Origin of the sequence: Pseudomonas sp. Sample_24 (genome assembly GCF_004307605.1) — a bacterium.
Classification (GTDB): domain Bacteria; phylum Pseudomonadota; class Gammaproteobacteria; order Pseudomonadales; family Pseudomonadaceae; genus Aquipseudomonas.
The window spans coordinates 1-10,945 of the sequence record NZ_RCNW01000331.1; the positions used below are offsets into that span (position 1 = coordinate 1).

General features: G+C 60.3%; 10 protein-coding genes and 1 pseudogene. 8 read left to right on the forward strand and 3 right to left on the reverse strand.

Annotated features, from left to right (window positions below; all coding sequences use genetic code 11):
- The 6 genes from D8V06_RS17965 to D8V06_RS17990 all read left to right on the forward strand — a co-directional run.
- The coding region (locus D8V06_RS17965; protein ID WP_130931449.1) for a TOBE domain-containing protein at nucleotides 1-410 on the forward strand (410 nt) is incomplete at its 5' end.
- A complete protein-coding gene (locus D8V06_RS17970) occupies nucleotides 410-2,134 on the forward strand; it encodes a putative 2-aminoethylphosphonate ABC transporter permease subunit (RefSeq protein ID WP_130931450.1) in 1,725 nt (574 codons plus the stop codon). The genes D8V06_RS17965 and D8V06_RS17970, both read left to right, overlap by 1 nt.
- Before the next feature lie 38 nt (nucleotides 2,135-2,172).
- Nucleotides 2,173-3,198 carry a putative 2-aminoethylphosphonate ABC transporter substrate-binding protein gene (locus D8V06_RS17975; RefSeq protein ID WP_056854017.1) on the forward strand — a complete coding sequence of 342 codons (1,026 nt, stop codon included), beginning with the start codon at nucleotides 2,173-2,175 and terminating at the stop codon, nucleotides 3,196-3,198.
- 341 nt (nucleotides 3,199-3,539) lie between these two features.
- Nucleotides 3,540-4,097 (forward strand): phosphonate degradation HD-domain oxygenase, encoded by a 558-nt coding sequence (locus tag D8V06_RS17980; RefSeq protein WP_130931451.1) that lies wholly within the window; start codon nucleotides 3,540-3,542, stop codon nucleotides 4,095-4,097.
- Nucleotides 4,098-4,288: 191 nt separating this feature from the next.
- The gene (locus D8V06_RS17985) at nucleotides 4,289-4,831 is read left to right on the forward strand and encodes a hypothetical protein (protein WP_241667840.1); all 543 of its coding nucleotides are present in this window, start codon (nucleotides 4,289-4,291) and stop codon (nucleotides 4,829-4,831) included.
- Nucleotides 4,822-5,262 (forward strand): hypothetical protein, encoded by a 441-nt coding sequence (locus D8V06_RS17990; RefSeq protein WP_130931452.1) that lies wholly within the window; start codon nucleotides 4,822-4,824, stop codon nucleotides 5,260-5,262. Before D8V06_RS17985 ends, D8V06_RS17990 begins: the two co-directional genes overlap by 10 nt.
- 100 nt (nucleotides 5,263-5,362) lie before the next feature.
- Here the strand turns inward: D8V06_RS17990 and D8V06_RS17995 are convergent, their stop codons facing one another.
- Both D8V06_RS17995 and D8V06_RS18000 read right to left on the reverse strand, forming a co-directional pair.
- Nucleotides 5,363-6,739 (reverse strand): GTPase/DUF3482 domain-containing protein, encoded by a 1,377-nt coding sequence (locus D8V06_RS17995; protein WP_130907653.1) that lies wholly within the window; start codon nucleotides 6,737-6,739, stop codon nucleotides 5,363-5,365.
- Nucleotides 6,732-8,102: a DUF2868 domain-containing protein gene (locus D8V06_RS18000; protein WP_130931453.1), complete on the reverse strand. Its 1,371-nt coding sequence runs from the start codon at nucleotides 8,100-8,102 to the stop codon at nucleotides 6,732-6,734. The genes D8V06_RS17995 and D8V06_RS18000 overlap by 8 nt, the downstream gene beginning before the upstream one ends.
- Before the next feature lie 85 nt (nucleotides 8,103-8,187).
- Here D8V06_RS18000 and D8V06_RS18005 point away from each other — a divergent pair, with 85 nt between their 5' ends.
- Complete coding sequence (locus D8V06_RS18005) at nucleotides 8,188-8,700, forward strand: dihydrofolate reductase (RefSeq protein WP_130906059.1); 513 nt, start codon at nucleotides 8,188-8,190, stop codon at nucleotides 8,698-8,700.
- A gap of 120 nt (nucleotides 8,701-8,820) precedes the next feature.
- On the opposite strand, the gene D8V06_RS18010 is transcribed toward D8V06_RS18005, so the two are convergent.
- Nucleotides 8,821-10,212 carry an L-cystine transporter gene (locus D8V06_RS18010; protein WP_130931454.1) on the reverse strand — a complete coding sequence of 464 codons (1,392 nt, stop codon included), beginning with the start codon at nucleotides 10,210-10,212 and terminating at the stop codon, nucleotides 8,821-8,823.
- 240 nt (nucleotides 10,213-10,452) lie between these two features.
- Between D8V06_RS18010 and D8V06_RS18015 the strand changes: the two are divergent.
- A pseudogene (locus tag D8V06_RS18015) lies at nucleotides 10,453-10,945 on the forward strand (haloacid dehalogenase-like hydrolase); the annotation flags it as partial.

A 10,945-nucleotide genomic window follows, 5' to 3' on the forward strand; every position in this document is an offset into this window, starting at 1 on the left:
AGCAGTACGCCACGCCGCAGGAAATCTACAACCGCCCGGCCACGCCGTTCGTGGCGGAGTTCGTCGGTCAGGGCAACTGGCTGCCGTTTCAGCGCAGCAGTGACAGCCACGCTCGGGTTGGCGCGATGAACTTGCGTCTGGCCGATGACAGCGCCAAGACTACGTCGGGGCGTTTGTTCTGCCGCCCGGAAGCGATCAACGTCAACCCGCTGGTACACGAGGAAAACCTGTTCCCGGCCAAGGTTCGCGAAATCACCTTCCTTGGCAACCGCTGCCGCATGAGCTTCGAACTCGATCACCTGCCGGGCCACGCTTTGTTGGCTGAGCTGGCACCGGAAGCCATGCCACGTCTTGGCGCGCAGCAGATCATGGTTGCCTTGCCGCCGCGCAGCCTGCAGGTGTTTGCCTGATGAGCGTGAACATCGCGCTGCCGCTGCCCCACAAGCAGGTTCGGCAGATTCCCCGTGCCGAGCTGGGCGACCGCGTCTTCGTGGTTGGCGGCAAGGTCCTCTTGTTGGGGTTGCTCGGCGTTGCGGTGTTGATGCCGTTGCTGGCGATCTTCTGGCGTGGTTTCAGCGCGGAGGCCGGGCAGGGCGGTGGCTGGCTCGCTGCGCAAGAACTGGTGACCAGCGACAACTTCCACTGGTTGCTCGGTAACAGCCTGAAGGTTTCCCTCAGCGTCGCCTCCATCGTCGTACCGCTGGCCTACCTCTTTGCCTACGCGCTGCAACGCACATTGATTCCCGGTAAAGGCCTCTGGCGCGGCATCTCTTTGCTGCCATTGATGGCGCCTTCGATGTTGCCCGGCATCGCCCTTGTTTACCTGTTCGGCAATCAGGGTATGTTGCGCGGCCTGCTCTCGGACAACATCTATGGCTTCTGGGGCATCGTTCTGGGTGAGGTGATCTACACCTTCCCACACGCATTGATGATCCTGCTGTCGGCCTTGTCCCTGGCGGATGCGCGACTGTTCGATGCGGCTTCCAGCATGGGCGCCAGTCCCGCAAAGGCGTTTCGCAGCATCACCTGGCCGGCGACCCGTCAGGCGGTTTTCGCCGCGTTCTGCCTGGTGTTCACCCTGACCATCACCGACTTCGGTGTGCCCGTGGTGGTCGGTGGCGACTATCAGGTACTGGCGCTGGAAGCCTACAAAGCCGTGGTTGGCCAACAGCAATTCGGTCGCGGTGCGCTGATCGGCATGGTCCTGTTGCTGCCGGCGCTGTTCAGCTTCGCGGTCGATGCCTGGTTGCGTCGGCGTCATGGCGATTCAATGAGCGGTCGCGCCCAAGTATTCAAGCCTTTGCCGTCGACGCTGCGCGACAGCTGCTATCTGGCCGTCGTGCTGCTGATCTGCGCCACATTGCTGCTGGTGTTCGGCATGGCGGTGTTCTCTTCGCTGGTGAAATTCTGGCCTTACAACCTGTCGCTGTCGCTCAACCATTACCAGTTCAATGACACCGCGGGCGGTGGCTGGCTGGCGTACGGCAACAGCGTGAAGATGGCTTTGTGTACCGCGCTGATCGGTAGCGTCCTGATCTTCACCGGCGCCTATCTGATGGAAAAAACCAAAGGCCAGCGCGGCTTGAATATGACACTGCGCATGCTCAGTTTCGTACCGATGGCGGTGCCGGGTCTGGTACTCGGATTGGGTTACGTCTTCTTCTTCAACCTCACCGGCAACCCGCTGCATGTGCTCTACGGGACCATGACCTTGCTGGTGGTTTGCACCATTGCTCACTATTTGACCACTGCGCAAATGACCGCCACCACCGCGCTGCGCCAACTCGATGGCGAGTTCGAAGCCGCCGCGCTGTCGCTCAAGGCACCGCTGTACCGCCACTACTGGCGCGTGACCGTGCCGATTTGTCTGCCGGCGCTGCTGGACATCGTGCGCTACCTGTTCGTCTCGGCCATGACCACCGTCTCGGCGGCGATCTTCCTCTACAGCCCCGACACCATTCTCGCGGCAGTGGCGGTACTGAACATGGACGACGCCGGCAACGTCGGCGGCGCGGCGGCGATGTCGACCCTGATTCTGTTCACTTCGGCGGGCGTTTCCCTGCTGCTGGCCTGGGCTTCGCGCGGTTTGCTGCGCCGCTCACAGGCCTGGCGGCAGACCGCGCCCGGCCATTGAAACCGTACAACCCCTCAACTCAAAAACAGGAAAAGATCATGTTCAAGCCTATGGCCCTGGCCGCTGCTGTCCTCACCGCTTTCAGCCTGAACGCCTTTGCGGCGAAAACCGAGTTGACGGTGTACACCGCCCTCGAAGCCGAACAACTGAAGACTTATAAGCAAGCCTTCGAAAAAGCCAACCCGGACGTCGAGATCAAGTGGGTGCGTGACTCCACCGGGATCATCACCGCCAAGCTGCTGGCAGAAAAAGACCGCCCGCAGGCCGACGCCGTCTGGGGCCTGGCCGCTTCAAGCCTGGCGATCCTCGATCAGCAAGGCATGCTGCAAAGCTACGCGCCGAAAGACCTGGGCAAGATCGGCGCCAACTACCGCGACGCCGCCAACCCGCCAGCCTGGGTCGGCATGGACGTGTGGGCGGCGACCATTTGCTTCAACACCGTCGAAGCCGAGAAGCAGGGCCTGACCAAGCCTGTGAGCTGGCAGGACCTGACCAAGCCTGAGTACAAAGGCAAGATCGTCATGCCAAACCCGGCGTCGTCCGGCACCGGTTTCCTCGACGTCAGCGCGTGGCTGCAAACCTTCGGCGAGAAGCAGGGCTGGGCGTACATGGACGGCCTGCACCAGAACATCGGCCAGTACGTTCACTCCGGTTCCAAGCCTTGCAAACTGGCGGCGGCGGGTGAGTTTCCGATTGGTATTTCCTTCGAATACCCGGCTGTTCAGTTGAAGCGCCAGGGCGCACCGCTGGACATCATCCTGCCGAAAGAAGGCCTGGGCTGGGAGATCGAAGCGACGGCGGTAATCAAAGGCACTGCCCACGAAGAAGCGGCGAAAAAACTCGCTGACTTCTCGGCAAGCCCTGAGGCAATGGAGCTCTACAAGGAGAACTTCGCGGTGCTTGCGCAGCCGGGCATTGCCAAGCCGCAGACTGAATTGCCAGCCGACTACGAACAGCGCTTGATCAAGAACGACTTTGCCTGGGCTTCGAAGAACCGCGACCAGATCCTGAGTGAATGGCGCAAGCGCTATGACGGCAAGTCGGAGAAAGTGGCGGCCAAGTAAGATCTTCATCGGCTGACAGGGCCTCATCGCTGGCAAGCCAGCTCCCACAGTGGTTCCCGGTGTGATCGGGATTTCCAACCACTGAAGATCCCCTGTAGGAGTGAGCTTGCTCGCGATAGCGGTAGAACAGTCAACACACCTGTTGAAGTGAAGCCGCCATCGCGAGCAGGCTCGCTCCTACCATTGGATTGGGTACATCCAAAAGAGATGGGTCGGTTGTCAGGCTGCCATCGCTGGCAAGCCCCACCGTGAACCCTGTGGGAGCTGGCTTGTCGGGTCGCCGCATCGCAGCGATAGCGGTCTACCCTTCACCACAAACTTCACTGATGGGGGAATTTCCGATGGGCCGCAACGAGCAGGTGATTACTGAGGTATTCGGGCTGTACGAACGCTTCGGCACCGACGATTACATCGGCGAGCCGGTGTCGCAGATCGAGCACATGTCCCAGGCCGCCGAGCTGGCGATGGCCGAAGGTTTCGATGATGAAGTGGTGCTCGCCGCGTTCTTCCATGACATCGGGCATATTTGCGGCGAAAGCACCGAGAACATGGACGGCTTCGGTGTGGTCAGCCATGAGCGGCTGGGCGCTGACTATTTGCGTCGGGCGGGCTTCAGTGAGCGCATGGCACGGCTGGTGGAGTATCACGTTCAGGCCAAGCGATATCTGACATTGAGGGAGCCCGGGTACTACGAGCGCTTGAGCGAAGCCAGTCGCCGGACCCTGGGATATCAGGGTGGGGTGATGACTGAAACCGAAGCCGATGCATTCGAGCAGGACCCGTTGTGCGCCGTGAGCTTGCGCATGCGCCATTGGGATGAAATGGCGAAACAGATGCATGTGCCGGTGATTGAGCTGGCGGTATTGAAGGACAAAGCGATGCGGTTGTTAGCGGCATAAAGTCACTGAACAGGTTCGCTTTCAAGGAGACCGTGTCGACCAAAGAGAGCGTATGCACTGCGAAACTGCTGTGTGGGAACTCGCGAAGAGGTGAGTAGCTTTCCCCTCATGATGAACTGGCCTACGGAATAAAGAGATCTCTCTCACATATCGCCCGCCGCGAGCGAGCTACTGTGCATGGACCTTTTTCAATGAGCCAAACCGTTATGCGTTATTTGAAAGTAATTGCCGAAGACAGAAGTAAAGATTGCCAAGCCGATACCGTTCGCCTCTACTTTTTTGAACAACACAACGGTAAAGACCTACTTGTCCGCGAAGCATACGCGGTGGATAACACAGCAGACGGGATTGTTGACTGGCAGGTCGGTGATGTGGACAACGATGGTAAGAGAACTTTTCAGGACGAACGCTTACTCAAGGTTTTTGCCACAACTTTTTTGAAGTTAGGGTGGTTCAATCGCCGAAACCGGTCCAGGCGCTATCTGAAAATTTTCTCCGAAAACTTTGGTGGCGATTGTTCACCCGATACTGTGCGCCTGCACTTTCATGAAGGCATCGGCAAACCGACTGACAGAACCCTGACTTCCACCGCAGCGAGCTATGACACGGATAACAACGGCACACTGGACTGGGTGATTCATTTCGATGTGGACAACGATGGAGATATCGATGCCACGGATCAGGAGCTGGTGTCGTTGTTGAGCCGTACTTACCTGGAATTCAAATGGCAGTGAGCCCGTTCACGCGCTACTTGAAGGTAATCGCTCAGGACCTTACCGGCCAGGGGCACGCCGATACCGTACTTTACCGGTTTATCGAGGATGAGGATTTACAGCGTGAGGCTACGGCTGCTGAACTTCGACGACTCAAGGTCTTTGGCAAAACCTATCTGAAATGTGCTTGGCACAACGCTGGAGAGGACGAGGCACGACACCTGCGTATTTTCTCGGAAAACCTCAGTGCTGATGGCACGCCGGAAACGGTACGGCTGCACTTTCATGACGGACCGGTGATTGCCTACAAGGCTACGGCTCGTGATCTGGATAACGATGGGGAGCTCGAGCTGATATTGGCTTCGGATGTGGACAATGACGGGCATTCCAATCGCACGGATCGCAGTCGTGTCACTGCGTTAGTGAAGCAATTTTTGAAGGTCGGCTGGTAGCGATCAAACCGCGTGGCCGCGTTGCGACCATTGCGAGCAAACTTGCGCCGGTCGGCGTTCCGACGATAGAGGCAGGGGCGTCACCACAGATTGCTGACCTTCAAAGCTGTTGCGCCAACACCTCAACTTGCTCCTGCCGTTCCGCCTGATTCAACTTCGCATGCGCATTGAGTGACGACCATTGCGGATGCGCCCGTGCCTTGTTCAGGGCCTCGGGCAGTTTGCCCTCGCGCCAGGTCTTGTCCTGAGGCGTTGCCACCTGGATGCTGTCCATCGCCGCATGTCCGCGGGCATTGAGTGCTTGCAGCAGTTGTCGTTGCCGCAGGGCCAACAGTCGCAACACGTTGTCATCGACCGTCAGTTCACGCTGGCCCTTGAGCTTGCCCAGCAAGCGGCTGCCATAGCTGCGCGCGGTTTGCAGGGCGCCGCCGGCGATGGCGCCGGCCAGCGCGGCGGCGCCGAGGGTGATGCCGCCGACCAGCAGGTCGACGCCCGCTCCGGCGGCGGCACCTGCGGCGATGCCGCCACCGACCCGCACACCCAATTGCTTGAGGGTTTCGGGGTTGAACAGGTCATCGCCCCAGCGGCCATCGAGCAGCGGCAAATCGCTGGCAGCGGCGTCCTGCGGGCGGAAGGCATAAAGCTTGAGCAGGGACTCGACGCAGCGTTGCTCGCGCTGGCGCACCGCTTTACGCAGTTCGCCGATGGCTTGCTGTTCCTGTTCGGCATCACTGACCACGCTGCGCCGGCATGCCGCGCAATCGATCAATAATTCGGCAATCAGCCGCGTCGCACTTTGCTCGCGCGCCCGGCGTTGGGCTTGCTGGTCGGCGATCAAGCGTTCCAGTTGCGGCCGCGCGGCTTCGAGCAGCAGGGCGAGGCTTTCATAGAGTCGGCGCTCGCCATCCTCTGGCGGTGCGACGCTGTCGAAGCGCACCAGTGCGTGCAATCCCAACCGCGCCAGCGCTTCACGCCACGCCGGTTCGCGATGGTTGGCGCTGCTGACGAAATTCAACACCGGCAGCAACGGTTTGCCGCAACCGGCCAGCACTTCCAGCTCATCGCGATACTTGGCCAGCACCGGTTCCCGAGCATCGATCACATAGAGACCGGCATCGGAGGCCAATAACTGGCGCAAGACCTTGGCCTCTTGTTCAAAACGCTGCCGGGCTTCGCTGCCATCGAGGAAGCGCGCCAGGCGGGCCGGACCGTCCAACCGTTCACCAGGTCGCTCGAGACGTTCAAGGTAGTCGAGCAGGGCGATGGCATCTTCCAGGCCGGGTGTGTCGTAGAGATCGAGCAGCGGTTCGCCGTCCACCGACAATCGCGCGCCTTCGACATGCCGTGTGGTGCTGGGACGGTGGGACACTTCACCGAAACCGACATCGCGGGTGAGGGTGCGCAACAGCGAGGTTTTGCCGACGTTGGTGTGGCCGACGACTGCAAGTTTCAGGGGCTGCTTGCGTGCTTCAGTCATGACCCGTCTCCAGCCAGTTCAACGGTGCGCAATCGGCGAACGGCAGCTCTAGCTGTTGCAGCGCCGTATGCCAGTCGCCAAGGCGTTCGGCATCCAGCGCTTCTCCGTGCGGCGCTTGCAGCAACCAGACGCGGGTGGCGCTGGCGTTGCGAGCCAGTTCGGCGATCAGCGCCAGGCTGCCGCGATCCGGCGAACGCCGTGGATCGCAGGCGATGGCCAGGCGCGCCGGAGGGAAGCGACTGAGTTGTTCGAGCAGTTTGTGCCGGGATTCGCGGCTGTCGAGAATCCCTGCGTTGCTCACGTTGTTCGGCAGTTGCGGCGGCCAGGGACGCTCGTTGTCCAGTTCGATGGCGACCAACAGCGCACCGTCGCTTTGCTGTTCACTGACGCCGCTCTCGACCCGATGCAGTTGCTCAGGCGCCGCATCGCTGATGCCCAGACGTTCGCTGGTGGGCATCAGTCGCTCGCGCAGCTGCGCGTAGCCGGGCAGGTTCAAATCCAGGCGCAACATCGCTTGACCGGTTTTCCAGCGCCACAGGCAAAACAGCGCCAGCAACATTCGCGGTATCACGCCGTACACCAGCAATACGCCTACCAGCCACGCGGCCCAGGCTTGCCGGGCACTTTCGATGTTGAGTGCGGCGTCGCCACTGGCGCGGATCATTTCCTCGGTGGGCACGCTGAAGCCGAGCAGGGCCGGCAGCGCGCCGAGAGCCTGGGTCACGGCAATAAACGTGTCGGCGCTGAGGATGGTGGTTTCCCAGACGAAACCGTAGCGTCGGGTCGCCATCAACGTCAGCAGGATCGCCAGCGCGCTGAGCATCGCCAGCAACCACAAGCCATTGACCAGCACACCAACGGCCCAGCGGTTGAGCTTGCGGCGTTGCAACAACAACAGCAGGGCCGGTGCCAGCTGCGCGGCTTTGGCATCCCGGGCGAGTTTTTCGCTCAGCCACAGCCACAATCGCCCGAGGCTGGCACCGTGTTCGCCGGCAAATGCCAGGCCCAAGGCCCAGCTCAGCAGCAGAATCAGATTGAGCCCGAGCAGGCTGCCCAAGGCCCAGAACACATTCACCGGGTGCAGGCCGTCGCCCATCGCGGCGAAGGCCAGGCTTGCGCCGGTGACCACGGCCAGCAGCGCCAGGACGATCAACGCCAGTCGCGCACCTTGCAGCCAGTGCTTGAGCGCAGCACTCAAGCCATCGCGGTCCGCCAGCCACAGGGCGCGGCGTTGAATACGCGACGGCAAATCGCCCCCGGCGCTGCGGGCCAGTCGGTTGGCTTCCAGATCTTCCAGGGGGCCGGCGTGTTCTTCACGCAGGCGGATGGTTTCTGTCAGCCAGAGGTTATTCAGTTCAGTCACGCGGCATCCCGTCGCTCAAATGAGCTGTGAGCATAACCGTTGTGGCGCTTATCGGCGAAAGCGAGGCTCTGGTATCCTCGCCGACATGACTAAATCACTTCCCCTCAGCCTGATCGCAGCCCTCGGTGAAAACCGTGTGATCGGCGTCGACAACAGCATGCCCTGGCACTTGCCGGGGGACTTCAAATACTTCAAGGCCACGACCCTCGGCAAACCGATCATCATGGGGCGAAAGACCTGGGATTCTCTGGGTCGCCCGTTGCCGGGCCGCTTGAACATCGTGGTCAGCCGTCAGGCGGACCTGGTGCTCGAAGGCGCCGAGGTTTATCCATCGCTGGAGTCCGCGGTGGTTCGCGCCGAGGAATGGGCGAAGGAGCAGGGCGTCGATGAGTTGATGCTGATCGGCGGTGCGCAGTTGTATGCCCAAGGGTTGGCGCAGGCCGATCGGTTGTACCTGACGCGCGTGGCGCTGAGCCCGGAAGGGGATGCGTGGTTTCCGGAGTTTGATGTGAAGGAATGGACACTGGTTTCCAACGTTGAAAACCCGGCAGTAGAGGGTAAGCCAGCGTACAACTTCGAAGTCTGGGAAAAGGTTTGAAAGCATCGCTGGCAAGCCAGCTCCCACAGTGTCCAAGGTGAATCACTTGTTGCGTGAACACCATAGATCCCTGTGGGAGCTGGCTTGCCAGCGATGGGGCCAGATCAGGCGCTGAAGAATTTAAGCGTGCGCCAACTCCGAATGCTCATCCGCATCCAGCACTCGTTTATCGGTCTGCTGCATCATCTGGCTGGTTATCGCACCGGCCGTCATCGAACCACTGACGTTCAACGCCGTGCGCCCCATATCAATCAGCGGCTCGACCGAAATCAGCAACGCCACCAGTGACACCGGCAAGCCCATCGCCGGCAACACGATCAGCGCGGCGAACGTCGCACCGCCACCCACGCCCGCCACACCGGCCGAACTCAGCGTCACAATCGCCACCAGTGTTGCGATCCACAGCGGATCGAGCGGGTTGATGCCTACGGTCGGCGCCACCATCACCGCCAACATCGCCGGGTACAGACCGGCGCAGCCGTTCTGGCCGATGGTCGCGCCGAACGAAGCGGCGAAACTGGCGATCGATTGTGGAATGCCCAGGCGGCTGGTCTGTGCTTCGATACTCAACGGGATCGTCGCTGCGCTGGAACGGCTGGTGAAGGCAAACGTCAGCACCGGCCAGATCTTGCGGAAGAAGCGCAGCGGATTGATCCCGGCAGCCGACACCAGCACGCCGTGAACCACAAACATCAGACCAAGGCCAATGTAGGAAACCACGACAAAACTGCCGAGCTTGATGATGTCCTGCAAGTTGGAACCGGCCACCACTTTGGTCATCAGTGCCAGCACGCCGTAGGGCGTCAGTTTCATCACCAGGCGCACCAGACGCATCACCCAGGCTTGCAGGGTGTCGATGGCGTTGATCACTTTCTGACCTTTCTCGACATCATCCTTCAGCAGTTGCAGGGCGGCGACGCCGAGGAACGCGGCGAAAATCACCACACTGATGATCGACGTCGGCTTGGCGCGGGCCAGGTCGGCGAACGGGTTTTGCGGAATGAACGACAGCAACAGCTGCGGCACATTCAGGTCGGCAACCTTGCCCGCGTAGTCGGACTGAATGGTTTGCAGGCGGGCCATTTCCTGGGTGCCGGCCACCAGACCTTCGGCGGTCAGACCGAACAGGTTGGTCAGGCTGATACCGATCAGTGCCGCGACGGCGGTGGTGAACAGCAGCGTGCCGATGGTCATGAAGCTGATCTTGCCCAGCGATGAAGCGTTGTGCAGACGAGCCACGGCGCTGAGGATCGAGGCGAACACCAACGGGATCACGATCATCTGCAGCAATTGCACGTAACCGTTACCCACCAGATCGAACCAGCCGATCGAGGCTTTTAGCACCGGGTTGCCGGCGCCATAAACGGTATGCAGCGCGACACCGAACACCACACCCAGCACCAGCGCGAGCAGGACTTTTTTTGCCAGGCTCCACGGCGTGTGGCGGGTTTGTGCCAGGCCAAAGAGCAGGGCGAGGAACACCAGCAGGTTGAGAATCAGCGGCAGATTCATTGGAACTCCCATTAGACATGTGCCAACTGCCTTCCGGGGCAGCTGCGAACCGGGAAGCCTAACAGCTTGAATTCTAAAGAATTAATACCAAAAACGTCTTGAAACTGTCGTTTTTGGAATAAGCGTGTGTCGTTCTCGGAGATGCAGCTGACGCGATGGGTACGCTAGCGGTCGCTGGCAGACGAGGACCGTCACACTTATTTGTTAGCGTCGATGTCTTTCATTCAGGGAGTGACGCCAATGAAGTTTGCATCGAAATTTCTGGCAGCCGCACTGTGTGCAGGTCTTGCCGGCCAGGTATTTGCGACGGATCTGAAGCACTGGCCCGCCGATCAGGCCAAGGCACTGGACGCCATGATTGTGGCCAACGCCAACAAGGGTAACTACGCGGTGTTCGACATGGACAACACCAGTTACCGCTACGACCTCGAAGAGTCGTTGCTGCCGTTCATGGAGAACAAGGGCCTGATCACCCGCGACAAACTCGATCCCTCCCTGAAGCTGATGCCGTTCAAGGACACCGCCGACCACCAGGAAAGCCTGTTCAGCTACTACTACCGCCTCTGCGAACTCGACGACATGGTTTGTTATCCATGGGTCGCCCAGGTGTTCTCGGGTTTCACGCTTGAGGAGCTCAAGGGCTACGTCGACGAAATGATGGCGTCCGGCAAACCGGTACCGGCGACGTATTACGAAGGCGATGTGGTCAAGAAACTCGACGTCAATCCGCCGA

Coding starts and splice junctions, on each gene's coding strand:
- D8V06_RS17970 (WP_130931450.1), top strand. CDS start 410: ATGAGCGTGAACATCGCGCTGCCGCTGCCCCACAAGCAGGTTCGGCAG.
- D8V06_RS17975 (WP_056854017.1), top strand. CDS start 2,173: ATGTTCAAGCCTATGGCCCTGGCCGCTGCTGTCCTCACCGCTTTCAGC.
- D8V06_RS17980 (WP_130931451.1), top strand. CDS start 3,540: ATGGGCCGCAACGAGCAGGTGATTACTGAGGTATTCGGGCTGTACGAA.
- D8V06_RS17985 (WP_241667840.1), top strand. CDS start 4,289: ATGAGCCAAACCGTTATGCGTTATTTGAAAGTAATTGCCGAAGACAGA.
- D8V06_RS17990 (WP_130931452.1), top strand. CDS start 4,822: ATGGCAGTGAGCCCGTTCACGCGCTACTTGAAGGTAATCGCTCAGGAC.
- D8V06_RS17995 (WP_130907653.1), bottom strand. CDS start 6,739: ATGACTGAAGCACGCAAGCAGCCCCTGAAACTTGCAGTCGTCGGCCAC.
- D8V06_RS18005 (WP_130906059.1), top strand. CDS start 8,188: ATGACTAAATCACTTCCCCTCAGCCTGATCGCAGCCCTCGGTGAAAAC.
- D8V06_RS18010 (WP_130931454.1), bottom strand. CDS start 10,212: ATGAATCTGCCGCTGATTCTCAACCTGCTGGTGTTCCTCGCCCTGCTC.